Consider the following 17,569-nt stretch of genomic DNA (forward strand, 5'->3'; position numbering starts at 1 on the left):
TTATTCCTCCGAGCTGTCGGGAACGCCCATCGTGAAGACCCGGCTGAGCTTGATGTCATCCGCGCCGATTGTCGAAAGATCTTCCGCCGTCACCGGACCTGTTGCGCCGGAAAACAGCCTGTTGGCCTGGCGCAGGCGCGCCCGGTCGAGGGCATTGCGGATAGAACGGGCATTGGCAAAATGCGGCTGCTGTCGACGCAGTTCGATGTATCGCGCCATCAGTTCGCGTGCCTCGTCATCGAAATGGTAGTTCTGGCCGGCGAGCATGCCTTCCGAGATCTGCAGCAGCTCGTCTTCGCTGTAGTCGGGAAAGTCCAGATGGTGGGCTATGCGGGAGCGAAAGCCCGGATTGCTCTCGAAGAATTTGTCCATTCGGTCCGAATAGCCGGCCAGGATCACGACCAGATCCTCGCGGTTGTTTTCCATCACCTGCAGCAGAATTTCGATGGCTTCCTGACCGTAGTCCCGCTCGTTGTCGGGACGGTAGAGGTAATAGGCCTCGTCGATGAACAAGACCCCGCCCATCGCCCGCTTGAGGATCTCTTTCGTCTTCGGTGCGGTGTGGCCGATATACTGACCGACCAGATCGTCGCGCGTCACCGACACGAGATGACCCTTTCGAACATAGCCGAGGCGATGCAGGATATTGGCCATCCGCAGTGCCACAGTCGTCTTGCCCGTGCCGGGATTGCCGGTGAAGTTCATATGCAAGGTCGGCGTTTCGTGGCTGAGCCCCATGGCTTTCCTGGCCCGCTCAACGATCAGCAGCGCTGCGATCTCTCTGATGCGCTGCTTGACGGGCTTCAGCCCCACAAGTTCACGGTCGAGTTCGTCCAGGACCTCGGCAACGCCCGAGGTCCTGTATTCTTCGCCCAAGTCAATGGTCTGCGGCAGGCTTTCTGCAGGTTCACCCATCGGTACCTCCTAACGTCCCGCCCTGAGCCCATATGTCTGGGTCCGGCCGTGACGGTCAAAACGGGCCAGATCGAGCTTCGGCTCCACCGCCGGACGGTTGACGATGAACGACATGCGCACCGTTTCCCAGCCGCGTGTATTGTCGAACGCGTTGATGCGGATGTAGTGATCCGGCTTCGCCGCGCGGCATTCCTCCAGCTCCATCATCACGCCCTTGGCATCGCGCAGGTCGAACATCGGATGGCCCCACATTTCCCAGTAATTGTTCCGGGGATGCGGATCGTCCGTATATTCGATACCAATGGCCCATTCCTGCTCCAGGCAATACTCAACCTGGGCATTGATCTGCTCGTCATCGAGATCCGGAAGAAACGAAAAACATCCTTGTGTGATACGCATGATCAGTCTCCTTTTCTGCCGGTCACATGGATACGGCCGGGGTCGGAACGAAGTCCGACGTGTCGGTGGATGTGTAGTTGAAGGTAATGTTGCCCCAGGTATCGAGCGCGGCTTCCAGCGGCTTGCACCACTTGGCGGCCTCGCGCAGGATTTCCGGACCTTCGTTCTTGATGTCGCGGCCCTCGTTGCGGGCAAGGACCATGGCTTCGAGCGCAACGCGGTTGGCCGTCGCACCCGCCTGGATACCCATTGGGTGGCCGATCGTTCCGCCGCCGAACTGCAGCACCACATCGTCGCCGAAGAGGTCGATAAGCTGATGCATCTGACCGGCGTGAATACCGCCGGACGCGACGGGCATGACCTTGTTCAGGTCTCCCCAATCCTGATCGAAGAACAGGCCACGCGGCAGATCGACCTCATTGTGCGTTTCCCGGCAGGCATTGTAGTAGCCCTGTACCGTCAGCGGATCGCCTTCCAGCTTACCGACGGCAGTACCGCAGTGAAGATGGTCGACACCGGCAAGCCGCAGCCATTTGGCGATCACACGGAACGAGATGCCGTGGTTCTTCTGGCGCGTATAGGTGCCGTGGCCGGCACGGTGCATGTGCAAGATCATATCGTTCTGGCGGCACCATTCCGAAATGGACTGTGTAGCCGTCCAGCCGATGATGAGATCGACCATGACGATGACGGATCCAAGCTCCTTGGCGAACTCCGCCCGGCGGTACATTTCCTCCATCGTGCCGGCTGTGATGTTGAGATAGTGACCCTTGACCTCACCGGTCTGCGCCGATGCCAGGTTCACTGCCTCCATGCAATATAGGAACCGGTCGCGCCAGTGCATGAATGGTTGCGAGTTGATGTTCTCGTCGTCCTTCATGAAATCGAGGCCACCCTTCAGGCCTTCATAGACAACGCGGCCGTAGTTCTTGCCGGAAAGACCGAGCTTCGGCTTGGTGGTCGCGCCAAGCAGCGGTTTGCCGAACTTGTCGAGACGCTCGCGTTCGACGACGATGCCGGTCGGCGGCCCCTTGAAGGTTTTGACGTAGGAAATCGGAAAGCGCATATCTTCCAGTCGTGCCGCCATCAGCGGCTTGAAGGAAAAGACGTTGCCGATGATCGATGCCGTCAGGTTGGCGATAGACCCCTCCTCGAAGAGGATCAGATCGTAGGCGACATAGCAAAAATACTGCCCTTCCTGACCTGGAACCGGTTCAACGCGGTAGGCCTTGGCGCGGTAGGAATCGCAGGCCGTCAGCCGGTCGGTCCAGACCACGGTCCAGGTCGCGGTGGAACTTTCGCCGGCAACAGCGGCAGCCGCTTCGATCGGGTCCACGCCCTCCTGCGGTGTGATGCGAAATAGCGCAATGACGTCTGTGTCCTTGGGCTCGTAGTCGCCGTCCCAATAGCCCATTTGGGCATACTTGAGGACGCCGGCCTTGTAGCGTTCCTTGCCCTTGATCTCTGTCTTGGCGTCGGTGTTCATGAAAGTATCCTTTCCAACTCGGAGGATTTAAGCGGCTTTGGCCGGTGAAAGTGCGGGATCGAGAGCGCCCTCTGTGTAGCGCTTTGCCATCTCGTCCAGCGGAACGACCCTGATCTTCGAAGCGTTGCCGGCGGTGCCGAAGGCTTCGAAACGGTCACGGCAAAGATCGCGCATGGCGTCCATTGCCGGCTTCAGGAATTTGCGCGGGTCGAATTCGGAGGGTTTTTCCTGAGCGATTTTCCGGAACTGCCCGGTCATTGCCATGCGGCAATCCGTGTCGATATTGACCTTGCGCACGCCGTGCTTGATACCACGCACGATTTCTTCGACAGGCACACCGAAGGTCTGCGGCATCTCACCGCCAAACGCATTGATGATGTCCTGCAGTTCCTGCGGCACGGAAGACGATCCGTGCATGACCAGATGCGTATTGGGCAGCTTCTGGTGGATTTCCTCGATCACCTTCATAGCGAGAATGTCGCCGTCCGGCTTGCGGGAAAATTTGTAGGCGCCGTGCGACGTACCGCAGGCGATTGCCAGCGCGTCCACTTTGGTTCGCAGGACAAAATCAACCGCCTGATCGGGATCGGTCAGGAGTTGATCGTGGGATAGCTTGCCTTCCGCCCCGTGACCGTCCTCTGCTTCGGATTCGCCGGTTTCGAGCGATCCAAGCACACCAAGCTCACCTTCGACCGATGCCCCGACCCAATGGGCCATACGGGCAACCCGCTCGGTGATCTCGACATTGTATTCGTAAGACGCAGGTGTCTTGGCATCGGCCTCGAGCGAGCCGTCCATCATCACGGATGTAAAGCCGTGGCGGATGGCGGTCATGCAGGTGGCTTCATTGTTGCCGTGGTCCTGGTGCATACAGACGGGTATTTCCGGATAGATCTCCACGAGTGCGTCGATCATGCGCGCAAGCATGATGTCATGGGCGTAGGAGCGCGCACCGCGCGACGCCTGTATGATCACTGGCGCGTCGCAAGCGCGTGCGGCCTCCATGATCGCCAGGCCCTGCTCCATATTATTGATGTTGAAAGCCGGCACGCCGTAGGAATGTTCGGCGGCATGGTCCAACAGTTGACGAAGTGTGATGCGGGCCATGGTCAAGCCTCCTCCAGGGTTTTTTCTTTGAGAATTTCGATGCCGGGCAGGTCCTTGCCTTCGAGCCATTCCAGGAAGGCTCCGCCGGCGGTCGACACGTAAGTAAAACGATCGGCAACGCCGGCGGCATTAAGCGCGGCAACCGTGTCGCCGCCGCCGGCGACGGTTACCAGGCTGCCGCCTTCAGTCAGCTCTGCGGCTGTTCGCGCCGTAGCTCTGGTAGCAGCATCAAAGGGCGGGATCTCGAAAGCGCCGAGCGGCCCGTTCCACAAAAGGGTTTTGCAGCCCTTCAGGGTTTTCGCGATCCGGTCACAGCTCTTCTCACCGGCGTCGAGCGCCATCATGTCAGCCGGAATATTGTCCACCAGAACAGTCTTGGAGGGAGCGTTCGCTTCGAACGCACCGGCAACGACAACATCATCAGGCAGGATCATCTCACATCCGGAAACCTCGGCCTTTCCGAGAATCTCGAGAGCTTTGCCAATGGCATCGCGTTCACAAAGCGACGTTCCGACGTTGCGGCCGAGTGCGGCCAAAAAAGTATTTGCCATGCCGCCGCCGACAATCAGGTGATCGACCTTCGACACGAGATGCTGCAGAACATCGATCTTGGTCGAAACCTTGGCCCCGCCGACAAGCGCGGCGACAGGTCGCTCCGGGTTTTCCAGCGCTGTTTCCAGCGCATCGACTTCGGATAGCAGCGACGGCCCCGCAAATGCCGGCATTATTGAAGCAATGGCATGGGTCGATGCATGGGCACGGTGGGCGCAGGAGAAGGCGTCATTGACGTAAATGTCGCCATTGACCGACAGACGGAAGGCAAAGTTGCGGCTGTTATCGGTCTCGCCACTGTGGAAGCGCAGGTTCTCAAGAAGCACGATGCTCCCGGCAGGCAGATTGCCCGTCCCGCGTTCCGCAATGCCTCCAACGCAATCGGAAACGAATTTCACATCACAACCGAGAGCGCTGCCAAGAGCGGCTGCAATCGGCCGTGTTGAATAGAGCGGGTTCGGTTCGGCATTCGGTCGTCCAAGATGGGTCATGATGACCGCTTTGCCGCCCCGGTCCACAATGTCGCGGACGGTCGGCACGAACCGCTCGATCCGTGTGGCGTCGGTAATGACGCCGCCTTTCATGGGCACATTGAGATCAGCGCGGATCAGCACCGTCTTGCCGGCAACGTCCGCCTGTCTGATATCGGGTAAATGACGCGCCATCAGATGAGCCTTCCCATGGCAACGGCCGTATCGGCCATGCGGTTGGAAAAGCCCCACTCATTGTCATACCAGGAAAGGATGCGGCACATGGTGCCTTCCATCACCTTGGTCTGATCCATGTGGAAGACGGAAGAATGCGGATCGTGGTTGAAATCCATCGAAACAAGCGGCTCGTCCGTAAAACCGAGGATGCCCTTGAGCTCTCCGTTGGCGGCTTCCTGGATGGCGGCGTTGATTTCAATCACCGTGGTCTGCCGCGAGGCGATGAAAGTAAGATCGACAACCGAGACATTCGGTGTCGGAACGCGAATGGCAACGCCGTCCAGCTTGCCGTTGAGTTCCGGCAGGACGAGACCGACGGCCTTGGCCGCGCCGGTCGATGTGGGGATCATCGACGAAGCCGCCGCGCGGGCGCGATAGAGGTCCTTGTGCATGGTATCGAGCGTCGGCTGATCACCCGTGTAGGAGTGGATGGTGGTCATGAAACCGCGATCGATGCCGACGGCCTGGTTGATTACGTAAGCAACCGGCGACAGGCAATTGGTCGTGCACGACGCGTTGGAAACAACGTGATCGTCCGGCGTCAGCGCACCATGGTTCACGCCGTAGACAATGGTTTTGTCTGCTCCCGAAGCCGGAGCTGAAACAAGCACGCGGCTGGAGCCGTTTTCCAGATGCTGTGCTGCCTGTTCGCGCGAGGTGAAGATGCCTGTGCACTCCAGTGCGACGTCTACATCACCCCAGGGAAGTTCCTTCGGGTCGCGGATAGCGGTGACCTTGATGGGTCCCCTGCCCACATCAATCGTCTCGCCCTCAACCGTCACCGTGCCGGGAAAGCGGCCGTGGACGGAATCATAACGCATCAGGTGCGCATTGGTTTCCACCGGTCCGAGATCATTGATGGCAACGACCTCGATATCGGTTCTGCCGGATTCGATGATAGCGCGCAGGACATTGCGGCCGATGCGGCCGAAACCATTGATGGCGACTTTGACGGGCTGGTTCACTTTTGTCTTCTCCGCTTATCGAGTGAGGTCGAGGGCAAGGTTCGCGACACGCTCGGCGGTAATTCCGAAATGGTCGTAGAGCTCTGCCGCCGGTGCGCTGGCACCGAAGGAATTCATGCCGATGAAGGCGCCCCGCTCGCCGATCCAGCGGTCCCATCCAAGACGGCTTGCCGCCTCGATACCGATCCGCGGCGCGGCGCCAAGGACTTCTTCGCGGTAGGCCTCATCCTGTTCTTCGAACAGCTCCCAGCAGGGCATTGAAACGACGGCCGCGCGAATGCTGTGCTCGGCCAGCAATTCACCGGCTGCGGCCTTTGCGATTTCCAGTTCCGAACCCGTGGCTATCAGCGTGATATCGCGCTTGCCATAGGGCTCGTGCAGCACATAGGCGCCCCGCTTTGAAAGGTTCTCATCCGTATGGGCGTCACGCAGCATGGGCAGTCCCTGCCGCGAAAGCACCAGCACGCTCGGCCTGTCTTTCGAAGAGAGCGCAACCTCCCAGGCTTCGGCGGTTTCGATGATATCGGCGGGGCGGAACACATTGATGTTCGGTGTCGCCCGCAGCATGGCCAGATGTTCTATCGGCTGGTGGGTCGGGCCGTCTTCGCCAAGCCCGATGGAATCGTGCGTCATGACATAAATGACCCGCTGACCCATCAGCGCCGACAGGCGCATCGCGCCGCGCGCATAATCGGCAAAACACAAGAACGTGCCGCCATAGGGGATGAAACCGCCATGCAACGCCAGCCCGTTCATCGCGGCGGCCATGCCGTGTTCGCGAATGCCGTAATGTATGTACCGGCCTTCAAAACCGTCGGGTCCGACCGGCGTCAGATCCTTTGTGATCGTCAAATTCGAATGGGTGAGGTCCGCAGAACCGCCAACAGTCAGACCGCATATGGAATTGATCACCTCGAGAGCCATTTCAGAGGCCTTGCGCGTCGCCACCTTTGAGGCCTTTTCGACATGGCATTTGCGGAAATCGCACAACGCTTGTTCCAAACGCCCATCAACTTCACCGGCAACTGCTTCTTCGAAGGATTCGCGATGCGGGCTGGACGACAACCGATCCCGCCAGGCTGTACGGTTTTCTTCACCGCGTGCCGCAATAGCGCGCCAGCCCTCGAGGACATTGCCGGGAATTTCAAAGGGCTCATGCGGCCAGCTGATATTGTTGCGGACGGCGGCGATTTCATCATGGCCGAGGGGCGCGCCGTGGGTCTTTTCAGACCCTTCCAGGTTCGGCGCACCCTTGCCGATAAGCGTGCGGCATGCAATCAGGGAGGGTTTTTCCGATTTGCGCGCCTTTTCAATGGCTTCGGCAATTTCATTCAAGTCATGACCATCGACGGATATGACGTCCCAGCCGGCCGCCAGAAAACGTGCCGGCTGGTCCGTCGAGGTCGACAGGGAGGTCGAGCCGTCAATGGAGATGCGGTTGTCGTCCCAAAGAACGATCAGCCGCGACAATTTCAGATGACCGGCAAGATCGATGGCCTCGTGACTGATCCCCTCCTGCAGGCAGCCGTCGCCGGCAATCACATAGGTGTAGTGATCGACAAGCGCTTCACCGAAACGCGCCGCCATCATACGTTCGCCGAGCGCCATTCCGACAGCCGTTGCAATGCCCTGGCCCAGAGGCCCGGTCGTCGTCTCAATGCCTTTCGCATGACCGAATTCGGGATGTCCTGCGGTGCGGCTGCCAAGCTGGCGAAAACGCCGCAGTTCCCCCATCGGCATATCGTCGTAGCCAAGCAGATGGTGAAGCGCATATTGCAGCATCGAACCGTGACCTGCCGAGAGCACGAACCGGTCGCGGTCGGGCCATTGGGGATTTTGCGGGTCGATATTGATGAACCGGTTAAAAAGGACGGTTGCCGCGTCGGCCATTCCCATCGGCATGCCGGGATGGCCGGAATTGGCCTTTTGAACCGCATCCATCGCGAGAGCGCGAATGGCATGCGCCATGTCCTGCTCGTTTGCCGCGGCGCTCGATATTTCCTTGCTCTGGATATTCATGACTTCTCCTCAGGACGCGCGGCGTTTCAGGTCGATTAGCTTGTGGATGAGCGGCGTGAAAATCAGCTGCATGGCGAGATCAAGCTTCTCGCCGGAACAAACGATGGAATTGGCGCGCGACATGAAACTGCCGTCGAGCATCGAAAGCAGGTAGGGAAAATCGATACCGCGCGGATTGGCAAAGCGGATCACAAGCATGGATTCGGCCGGCGTTGGGATCCAGCGCGCCGTAAACGGGTTGGACGTGTCGACCGTCGGCACGCGCTGGAAGTTGATGTTTGTCTCGGAAAACTGCGGGCAGATATAGCGGGCATAATCGGGCATGCGCCGCAGAATCGTCTCGGTCACCGCCTCGGTGGAATAACCGCGCAGCGACTTGTCGCGATGGGTCTTTTGTATCCATTCCAGGTTGATGACCGGCACAACACCGATTTTCAGATCGATGTGGCGCGGAAGATCAACATCGCCCGTCTTCACACACCCATGCAGGCCTTCATAAAACAGAAGATCGCTTTCCGGCAGGTTTTCCCATTCGGTGAATGTTCCGGGCGGAGAGCCGTAAAGCTCGGCTTCCGCGTCGTCGTGGACATAGCGGCGCGTCTTGCCGGTCCCCTTTCGCCCGTACTCCTCGAACACGGATTCGAGAATCTCCAGCTCGTTTGCCTCCGGGCTGAAATGGGAAAAATTTACATTGCCGTCTTCCTCTTCCTGCTTGACCTTGGCCCGCATGCCTTCACGGTCATAGCGGTGAAAGGCGTCGCCCTCGATAAAGGCCGCGGTCATGCCTTCGCGTTTGAAGATCTTCTCAAACGTGTCCTTGACGGTGGTCGTTCCAGCGCCCGAGGATCCGGTGATCGCGATGATGGGATGTTTGTGTGACATCGGCTGGAGTTCTCCGTCAGGCCCTGAACAGGCCGCGATTGGTAAACAGCGGGTGGCGGTCCGCGATGGATGACGGGTCGCTGTGATAGCGTCCGATCGTTGCAACCTCCTTGTAGGAACCGAAGACCAGGGGCGTGCGCTGATGCACGTCGCGCGGCGTGAGTTCGAGGATGCGCGTCAGCCCGTCCGTCGCGGCACCGCCGGCCTGTTCAATGAGCATGGCAATCGGGTTGGCTTCATAGACAAGCCGCAGGCGGCCGTTCGCATAGCCCCTGCGACCGTCACCCGGATAGAGAAAGACGCCACCGCGAATGAGGATGCGGTACGTATCGGCAACGAGCGAAGCGATCCAGCGCATATTGAAATCCTCGGCGCGCGGTCCTTCCGATCCCGCAAGGCAGTCGTCGATGTAAAGCCGTACCGCTTCATCCCAGTGCCGGTAGTTTGACGCGTTGATTGCGAATTCCCGCGCCGTCCTTGGAATCGCGATGGATTCATATGCTTCAACGAATGTTCCGAGGCGGCCCGAAAACACATAAATGCGCGTGCCTGAACCTGTCGTCAGCACCAGTGCCAACTGCGGGCCATAGATGAAAAAGCCTGCTGCAAGCTGGCTTTCGCCGGTCTGCGCGAAGGTTGCTCCGGGTCCTTCCCCGCAAGGCAGGATCGAAAATATTGTGCCGATCGAGACGTTGGTGTCGATGTTCGAGGAGCCGTCTAGCGGGTCGATGGCAACCGCGATATCCGATTGTGTATTGATGGTGACAGGCCCGGGAAGTTCCTCGGACGCATAATAGGCAATGCCCGCCTGCCGCGCCGCGTCGAGGAAGCGGTTATCGGCGTGAACATCAAGTTCCTTTTGCGCGTCGCCGTCGGCATTGGAGGTAGACCGGCTTCCAGCAAATGCGGCGCCGAGAGCGCCTTCGTTGACCGATTTGCGAATCTGAACGGCCGCACCGGCGAAGGCGCGAATTGTGTTTGCAATCTGCTGCCGCACCGGATCGTTCGAACCGGTATAGGTATTCAGATAAGCGTCAAGCGTTGCAGACTGCATTGTCGTTCCTCCCGATCAGCAGCAGACGGCTGATGCGCCGGAATATTGAGGAATCGCTATTGTTAGTAAAATTTATTTTCTTTATTAAGTGAGTAAAATAATCTAACTTAGCTGTGTTATGAACATCACTATCCGACAATTGCGTTCCCTCATCGCCATTGAGAAATCGCAAAAAATATCGAGTGCAGCCAAGGAGTTAGGCCTGACCGGCCCAGCCATTACGCTGCAATTGAAACAGCTGGAGGACGAAATCGGTCTGCCGCTGTTCGACCGCACACCGGCGGGGATGCGTCCGACTGCCGCAGGGCGCAGGGTTCTTGACGCAGCACACTCGGTTTATGAGCGGCTGCGCACGCTCGATGAAGAGATCACGGCTTTCAAGGGCGGACGGCACGGAACGCTCAGACTGGGAGCGGTCTCTACGGCCAAATATTTCGCGCCACGGCTGATAGCCGCATTCAAGAACCGCCATCCCACAATCCAGATCGAACTGTTTGTCGGCAACCGCGCCGAAACCATCGGAGCGTTGCGCGAGCAAAGCATCGACATTGCGCTGATGGGCCGCCCACCCGCCGACCTTAAGGTGAACGCATCCGTATTCGGCGATCATCCGCTGGTTATTATCGCCCCCTCAGATCACCATCTTGCAAGGCGGCGTGAAATCAGTAAATCGCAAATCGCCACCGAGGAGTTCCTCGTTCGGGAACCCGGATCGGGTACGCGAATCTCGTTGGAAATCTTCTTTGCCGACGTGCCTTCGAAGCTCGATAATCTCGGCACCGAAATGGGATCGAACGAAACCATCAAACAGGCCGTCATGGCGGGCCTTGGCGTCGGCTTCATATCCGCGCACACCATCGAGCAGGAGTTGCAATTGGAAAGGCTGGTCATTCTCGATGTGGTTGGTCTGCCGATCCGCCGGCAGTGGTTTTCCGTATCGCGCGCCGACCGCGCGCAATCGCCGGCGATGGGTATATTTCAGGAATTCCTGACCAGACAGGGTCCGCGATACCTACCCGTCATACCCAGAACCTACCCGGCCGAAACCGCTTTGACGAACCGGTAACAACAAACAAAAAAGCAAGAGCCGGTCCGGATCCGCAGCCCGCCCGCGCCCATAATCCGTCAACCGGCCCTCTCGCCGCCGATGGCGGCGCAGCCCCTTCCCGATCCTTGTGCCGGCACCACCCCGTCAGGGAGCAAGGCCGTGGTTCCGGCTAAGATGAAAAGAGCCTATAGATGTACCGTTTCGCCCTCCTCCGCCGACTTGGCGATGGCTTCCAGCACTTCAATATTGTGCACCATCTCTTCTGCTGTGTAGGGATAGTCCGCGGTACCGCGGATCGCTGCGGCAAACGCTTCGAGATTGGCAACAACCGTATCGGTCCACTCAAACCGCTCGGTTTTCATCGGCGCACCGGTGCGCGCCAGAATGAGTTCGGCAATGCCGCCCGGCGTATCGGGATGGGTATCGTTTCGCACCTCAACCCACTGATCCGATCCGAAAACATGAAAGCGAATGAAATGCGGTGTGGCCAGAACGGCGCTCAGGCTTGCGGTCATGCCGGCTTCGAAACCGAGCTGTACCGTCACCACGTCGCCGGTCTCCCAGCCGAGAATACGGTCGGCGGTCAATGCCTGCACCGTGCGCACCCGGCCAAACAGCGAAATGTAGAGATCGCTCAGGTGAATGCCCATCGCGGTCATGCCGGCCGCAGGCGACACCGCCTTTGAAGTCCGCCAGTCGCCGGCGGGAACATTGATCAGCTTGTCGTGGCTGAACGCCGCCTCGGCATGCATGATCGTGCCGAGTGCGCCGTCCTCGACCAGTTTGCGGACCCGCTGCAGCGCCGGCTCGAAACGGCGTTCGTGGCCTATTCCAAGAACAACGCCCGCTGCTTCGCAGGCGGCAACCGACCGGCGGGCGCTTTGCCCGGTGAGACCCAGGGGTTTTTCGCAGAAAACATGTTTCCCGGAAGCCGCCGAGGCAACCACCTGCTCCTCATGCATCGTGTTGGGCGTCGTCAAAATGATCGCGTCAATGTCGGCATCGCTCAGCGCGTCTTCAAATGCAGCCACCGTACGCACGCCATGTTCACCGGCCAAACTGCGCCGCTCTTCAGAAGGATCGATGACGAGAACCGGGCAAATGAGTTCATTTTCGGCAAGACGCCGGACCATATGCTGGCCCCACCAGCCATAGCCGGCAATTGCGACATTGATCCTGTCGGAATTCTCACTCCGCATCAGCTCTCCCCGTTTGTTGTAATTGTTGCGCGCTCAGGCTGCCGCATCGGATAGATGGGTAAACTGGCCCCGGTGGAACACCAGCGGCTGCTTCTCGAAGGTCGAAATGCCGACAACCTCGCCGAGATAGATTTCGTGGTCACCGCCATCATAGCGCCTGTATGTCCTGCATTCGAGCTGCGCATGAACGCCATTGATGAGCGGCACATTCTCAAACCCGGGTCGAAAAGCCACGTTTTGGAATTTGTTGTCCGCGGGCCGGGCAAACTGCATGCACAGTTCGCGCTGGTCTTTCGCCAGAATGTTGATGGCAAAACTGCTGTATCTGCGGAAAGCGTCGAAGCTCGGTGCGTTGCGTGCCAGGCTCCACAATATCAGCGGCGGTGCAAGCGATACCGAATTGAACGAATTGATCGTCAATCCAACCGGCGCGCCTGCGTCTCCAACCGTGGTAACGACGGCAACGCCCGTCGCAAAATGGCCTAGTGCATCGCGCAACATGTTGCGGTCTATCTGCACTGCATTCGGGATCGTATCTCTCATTTATTTGCCGCCGGTTTGTTGTTTCTGGATTGCGGATTGGCCCAACAATATGGGCGCCTGGTAAAGCAAACAAATTATTTTGCATTATGCCGGCCATCAGGACTTCTGAATACAGGCCATCAGGACACCTGAACACGCCAATAAGCCAAAATCATTACGCGTTGGCGCGTAAGATCAATATGCTCGGTGCAATTCCTATCAACCAGAAAAATATTGGGATGCACAATGGATATCTCGTTTTTCACCATGCCGATCCACCCCGTCGGCAAGCCTATTTCACAGTCATTGCGTGAAGACCGGGAAGCCTTTCTGCTGGCTGACAAGCTGGGCTTTGCCGAAGGATATGTCGGTGAACACACAACGGATCTTGCGGAGAACATAACCTCCTGCGTCGCATTCCTGGCAAGCCTTGCCTATGAGACCAAAAACATCACCCTCGGCACCGGTACCGTCAACCTGCCGAACAGCCATCCGGCTGCCGTCGCCGGTCAGATTGCAATGCTCGACCACATGCTTGAGGGACGGTTCAATTTCGGCATCAGCCCGGGTGGGTTGATGTCCGACGCCGAGGCCTTCGGCAATCTTGAAAACGACCGCAACGCCATGTTCGTCGAGTGCATCAACATGATCCTGGATATCTGGGCGGGCGATGCGCCTTACGATCTCGAGGGCGATTACTGGAACATAACTACCGCGAAAACGATGATGCCGGAAATCGGCCAGGGAACGGTCATCAAACCCTATCAGGATCCGCATCCCTTAATCGTCGGAACAGTGGTGGCGCCTTTCTCGAAGGGTGTTACGGCCATGGCGGCGCGTGGCTGGGAGCCGATTTCGGCGAACTTCCTTCTGCCTAAATGGGTGGCAAGCCACTGGCCCAAATATGTCGAGGGCTGCGATCTGGGCAAACGCCCCGCAGATTCGGGCAACTGGCGCATCGCCAAGAGCATATTCGTCGCCGATGACGAAGAGACCGCCCGGCGCTATGCCACCGATCCCAACGGGCCGTATGTGTCCTACTACCGCTCCATCGTCACCAAGATGAGGCGCGGAGGCCGTCTGAACCTCTTCAAGGAGGACCAGAATATGGATGATGATCAGGTCACGCTTGAAAATGTCTGCGACCAGCTGATCATCTACGGCACGCCGGAAAGCGTCACCGACAAGATACTGGCATTTCGTGAAACCGTCGGGGACTTCGGCCATCTTGTCTATGCAGGCCACGACTGGGCCGACAAGGATCTCGGAAAACGTTCGATGGTGCTGATGGCCGAAAAGGTCATGCCGGCCATCAACGATGCGGTCAAGTCCCCGGCAGCCGTGGCTGAATAAAATGTCTGTAGATAAAATTGTTCTCAACGGCGTCGCCCTGACCTGCCGCATTGACGGGGAACCCGATAAGCCGTGGCTCATTCTTTCAAATTCACTGGCCACCGATCATCGCATGTGGGAACCGCAGCTCGATGCCCTCGCCCGCACCCATCAGGTCCTGCGATACGACACACGCGGCCATGGCACGAGCACCGCGCCCGCCGGCCCTTATGAATTCGGCCACCTTGTCAGTGATGTTATCGGGCTGATGGATGCGCTCGACATCGAGACTGCCACTTTCATGGGTCTGTCGCTTGGTGGAATGACATCGCTCGGACTGGCACTCGATCATTCCGACCGCATCGAGCGGATCATCTGCTGCGACGGAAGGGCCGATGCACCGGATATCTATCGTCAGATGTGGCCGGCAATGATCGCCAATGCCCGGGAAAACGGCATGGGTGCACTGGTCGGACCGACATTGGAACGCTGGTTCAGCGAGGAATTCCACGAAAATCCGGCAAACCGGCAAACACTCGAGGCAACCGGTGACATGATCCGTCGCACTGATGTTGAAGGCTATGCCGGCTGCGCATCAGCCCTGATGGGGCTCGATTATCTGCCGCGATTGCCGCAGATTGCCATCCCTGCCCTTTATGTTGTCGGCGAACGCGACCCTGCAGCGCCGCAGGCGGTTATGCAAGGGATGGCAGAAGCAACGCCAGGGGCGGATTTCGCCGTCATTCCGGGAGCGGCGCATCTGTCCAATATGGAACGCCCGGATGTCTTCAATGAGATCGTCACGAACTGGTTGCAAGGTCGTTGATATCAGTCCTTGCCGGCTTTTGCGTCCGCCACGCCGAGATTGCTTCGGCAGAAGGAACAGGTCTGGCGGATTTCCTTGATGATCTCTTCGGAAAAGAGCTCGGCCGCCTGGGTCTTGGCCTGCGAGGCAGGTTCGATGAAGACATAGTCGACAACAAGCGGCGGATTGATAATCGGATGGAGTTTCCTGCGCGGCTGGTCGATATCCGGCAGACAAAGGCACCCGGGCAGGATCGTGGTCCATTCGCTGCGTGACACCAGGTCGAGCGTCGCCATCATCGTATCGAGCTCCATGATGGATTCGATCGGCACCTGATAGGTCTCGAGATAGGTATCGATCTTTTCGCGCCGTGCATTGCTGGGCCCCGGCAGCGCCAGTTTGAGCGGCTTGCATTTGGAAAGGTCAACCGGTTCGAGATGCTTGCGCTTGGTGTTGGCGGACGTCACGAACACCTCGACATCGGTGGCGAGGTGCTCGGCCTTGATACCCGGAACCATCTTGCCGGACGGCACGATCGCCATATCCATATTACCGTTTGTCACCTCTTCGCACAAAACGGCGCTGTAGGCTTCGGTAACCTTGATTTCCACGTGTGGATAGTGCCTTGCGAAGCGCTCCAGAACCGGCGCAAGAACGGAGCGTGCGAATGTCGGCATCATGCCGACCTGGACGCGTCCGGCGACCTGCCCTGACAAGGTCTGCACATCATTGTCGATGGCGCTGACTTCGCGAAGGATCCGCGTAGCACGCTCGTAGAGGCGGTCGCCCGCCGTCGTTGGCGTCACACCCGTTGATGACCGGTCGAACAATCGCAGGCCAAGGCGCTCCTCGAGTTCCTTGATCTGCATGCTGAGACCCGATTGCGTTGCATTGACGCGCCGGGCAGCCGCAGTAAAGGAACGCTCCTCATGGATTGCGACCAGAAACCGCAATTGGCGAAGATTCACATAAATCATGTGACCGTATAGCTATCCCTGATAGTTATCATTATTACTGATATCTTTTACAACACCCTCCGATCGCCCGCAACGCGGAATTCAAGGCATCTGTCCCGACACCGCATAGGCTGACCACAATATCGCCGGCAGCATAATGAAGGTCAGAAGCGTCGACACGACAACGGCACCGGCAACCTGGCGCGCATCCGCCCGGTAGCGCTCGGCAAACACATAATTGACGATCGCCGTCGGCATCGTCGCCAGCAGAAACACCGTTCCGGCCTCGATGCCGGTCAGCGACAGCGCCGCGATCACGATGAGACTGGTCGGCAGACCAATACCGAGGCGCGCGATTGCAATGACGATCGCCGGCTTCAGGTCCGAAACCGACAGGCGCGCAAGCGATGTGCCGAGCAATATCAGCATCGCTGGTATCATCATGCCGCCCAGCAAATCGGTTGTCGTTGCAGCAATCACCGGTACTTTTATTCCGGTACCGACCACCACACCGACCAGAATGATCGAATAGACCAGCGGCTGGTGCATGAGATCGCGCACCCGGTAAAACCCCGATGAAATGGCCGCCCCGACGGTGTACTGCAAAAGCGCGATAACAAAAAAATACGAAACCCCCAGCGCAAGACCGGTTTCCCCAAAAGCCAGCAGCACCAGCGGCAGGCCTATGTTGCCGGAATTGGGCATGATCAGGCTCGGCAGAAACGTCCGGTAGGACATGCCGGCTATTTTCAGAACGGCCAGTCCGAAGAGCGCGGCGGTCGACACGCACAGGACGGCGGCAATCGCCATTTTGAGGACGGTTGCGCCATCGATGTCGAGCGATGTCAGCGTCGAGAATATCAGGCAGGGCGTAGCCACAAGCAATACAAGTGAACTGATCGTGGCTGTATCGATCTGCAGTTTTGAACGGCCGAGAACATATCCGACAAAAGTCATGACGAATATCGGACCAACCACATTCAAAATCTGACCGTACATATACCCGCCTTGCTGTGCAGCTTGCCGGGCGGTCCGAGGAAAACACCCGTCTAACCGGTGGAATCAGAACGTTGTCATCACCAACCTCGGGGCGACGATAGGTGCGGCATCAGCTCATTTCAAACACCGGCTGCGCAATTCCGTTGACCGTCCATTTTTCAACGACCTCGGTACCCGATTGCTGCAACATTTTGGACACCGCGCAATGGTGGCGCAGATCCATCATGACCCGGTTAATCGCCTCTTCCGGTCCGCTGGTTTCAACAGCGATGTTGATTGTCACCTTCGGGAAGGGAATGTCGATCGGCTCGATCAGCCGTGTGCCTCGGCTGTCCATTGTTGTCAGGATATCGATATCCATCGCATCAAAGGACGTTCCGTGATGTGCGGCCAGCTTGTTGGCGATCACATGCGTGCACCCCGCAAGCCCGGCCATAACCAGTTCCACCGGCATGGGCCCTTCATTGGTTCCGCCGCGCTCGATGGGCTCATCAATGATCGTGTCGAATGTGCGTGACGAAGCAACACTGCGCGTCGAGGACTGTGCGGCTGCCTTGGTCTTGAAGTTCCAGATCGGCTTTTCTTTGATCTTCATAGTGTGCGATTTCCCGATTGCGGTGTG

General features: G+C 58.3%; 17 protein-coding genes. 3 read left to right on the plus strand and 14 right to left on the minus strand.

Features of this window, described 5'->3' with window-relative positions:
- From cbbX to ABVT35_RS14570, 9 genes are read right to left on the minus strand one after another with little or no spacing between them, the layout of a single operon-like run.
- Complete coding sequence (gene cbbX / locus ABVT35_RS14530; protein WP_368467306.1) at window positions 1–915, minus strand: CbbX protein; 915 nt, start codon at window positions 913–915, stop codon at window positions 1–3.
- A 9-nt stretch (window positions 916–924) separates the two neighbouring features.
- Window positions 925–1,314, minus strand: coding sequence for a ribulose bisphosphate carboxylase small subunit (locus tag ABVT35_RS14535; protein WP_368467307.1), 390 nt, complete (start codon window positions 1,312–1,314; stop codon window positions 925–927).
- A gap of 22 nt (window positions 1,315–1,336) precedes the next feature.
- A complete protein-coding gene (locus ABVT35_RS14540; protein ID WP_368467308.1) occupies window positions 1,337–2,800 on the minus strand; it encodes a form I ribulose bisphosphate carboxylase large subunit in 1,464 nt (487 codons plus the stop codon).
- A 27-nt stretch (window positions 2,801–2,827) separates the two neighbouring features.
- The gene (gene fba, locus ABVT35_RS14545) at window positions 2,828–3,907 is read right to left on the minus strand and encodes a class II fructose-bisphosphate aldolase (RefSeq protein WP_368467309.1); all 1,080 of its coding nucleotides are present in this window, start codon (window positions 3,905–3,907) and stop codon (window positions 2,828–2,830) included.
- 2 nt (window positions 3,908–3,909) lie between these two features.
- Entirely contained in the window at window positions 3,910–5,124 is a 1,215-nt protein-coding gene (pgk, locus tag ABVT35_RS14550) for a phosphoglycerate kinase (RefSeq protein ID WP_368467310.1), read from the minus strand.
- A complete protein-coding gene (gene gap, locus ABVT35_RS14555; protein WP_368467311.1) occupies window positions 5,124–6,131 on the minus strand; it encodes a type I glyceraldehyde-3-phosphate dehydrogenase in 1,008 nt (335 codons plus the stop codon). Before gap ends, pgk begins: the two co-directional genes overlap by 1 nt.
- A 15-nt stretch (window positions 6,132–6,146) precedes the next feature.
- Window positions 6,147–8,150, minus strand: a complete 2,004-nt coding sequence (gene tkt / locus ABVT35_RS14560; RefSeq protein ID WP_368467312.1) for a transketolase — start codon at window positions 8,148–8,150, stop codon at window positions 6,147–6,149.
- 9 nt (window positions 8,151–8,159) lie between these two features.
- A complete protein-coding gene (locus ABVT35_RS14565) occupies window positions 8,160–9,032 on the minus strand; it encodes a phosphoribulokinase (protein ID WP_368467313.1) in 873 nt (290 codons plus the stop codon).
- 16 nt (window positions 9,033–9,048) lie between these two features.
- Window positions 9,049–10,086 (minus strand): class 1 fructose-bisphosphatase, encoded by a 1,038-nt coding sequence (locus ABVT35_RS14570; RefSeq protein ID WP_368467314.1) that lies wholly within the window; start codon window positions 10,084–10,086, stop codon window positions 9,049–9,051.
- 118 nt (window positions 10,087–10,204) lie between these two features.
- On the opposite strand from ABVT35_RS14570, the gene ABVT35_RS14575 reads away from it, so the two are divergent.
- Window positions 10,205–11,152 carry a LysR family transcriptional regulator gene (locus ABVT35_RS14575; RefSeq protein WP_368467315.1) on the plus strand — a complete coding sequence of 316 codons (948 nt, stop codon included), beginning with the start codon at window positions 10,205–10,207 and terminating at the stop codon, window positions 11,150–11,152.
- 167 nt (window positions 11,153–11,319) lie between these two features.
- Here ABVT35_RS14575 and ABVT35_RS14580 read toward each other — a convergent pair whose 3' ends face one another.
- Window positions 11,320–12,333 carry a Gfo/Idh/MocA family protein gene (locus tag ABVT35_RS14580; protein WP_368467316.1) on the minus strand — a complete coding sequence of 338 codons (1,014 nt, stop codon included), beginning with the start codon at window positions 12,331–12,333 and terminating at the stop codon, window positions 11,320–11,322.
- Between the two features lie 33 nt (window positions 12,334–12,366).
- Window positions 12,367–12,876 carry a flavin reductase family protein gene (locus tag ABVT35_RS14585; protein ID WP_368467317.1) on the minus strand — a complete coding sequence of 170 codons (510 nt, stop codon included), beginning with the start codon at window positions 12,874–12,876 and terminating at the stop codon, window positions 12,367–12,369.
- Between the two features lie 225 nt (window positions 12,877–13,101).
- Here ABVT35_RS14585 and ABVT35_RS14590 point away from each other — a divergent pair, with 225 nt between their 5' ends.
- Both ABVT35_RS14590 and ABVT35_RS14595 read left to right on the plus strand, forming a co-directional pair.
- Complete coding sequence (locus ABVT35_RS14590; RefSeq protein ID WP_368467318.1) at window positions 13,102–14,208, plus strand: LLM class flavin-dependent oxidoreductase; 1,107 nt, start codon at window positions 13,102–13,104, stop codon at window positions 14,206–14,208.
- 1 nt (window position 14,209) lies between these two features.
- Window positions 14,210–15,013, plus strand: a complete 804-nt coding sequence (locus ABVT35_RS14595) for an alpha/beta fold hydrolase (RefSeq protein WP_368467319.1) — start codon at window positions 14,210–14,212, stop codon at window positions 15,011–15,013.
- A gap of 2 nt (window positions 15,014–15,015) precedes the next feature.
- Here ABVT35_RS14595 and ABVT35_RS14600 read toward each other — a convergent pair whose 3' ends face one another.
- The 3 genes from ABVT35_RS14600 to ABVT35_RS14610 all read right to left on the minus strand — a co-directional run bounded on the left by ABVT35_RS14600 (window position 15,016) and on the right by ABVT35_RS14610 (window position 17,542).
- Window positions 15,016–15,969: a LysR family transcriptional regulator gene (locus ABVT35_RS14600; RefSeq protein WP_368467320.1), complete on the minus strand. Its 954-nt coding sequence runs from the start codon at window positions 15,967–15,969 to the stop codon at window positions 15,016–15,018.
- 81 nt (window positions 15,970–16,050) lie between these two features.
- Window positions 16,051–16,947: an AEC family transporter gene (locus tag ABVT35_RS14605; RefSeq protein ID WP_368467321.1), complete on the minus strand. Its 897-nt coding sequence runs from the start codon at window positions 16,945–16,947 to the stop codon at window positions 16,051–16,053.
- A gap of 109 nt (window positions 16,948–17,056) precedes the next feature.
- The gene (locus ABVT35_RS14610) at window positions 17,057–17,542 is read right to left on the minus strand and encodes an OsmC family protein (RefSeq protein WP_368467322.1); all 486 of its coding nucleotides are present in this window, start codon (window positions 17,540–17,542) and stop codon (window positions 17,057–17,059) included.
- Window positions 17,543–17,569: the final 27 nt, after the last annotated feature.

Origin of the sequence: Hoeflea sp. TYP-13 (genome assembly GCF_040932035.1) — a bacterium.
In the GTDB taxonomy this organism is placed as follows: Bacteria; Pseudomonadota; Alphaproteobacteria; order Rhizobiales; family Rhizobiaceae; genus Hoeflea_A.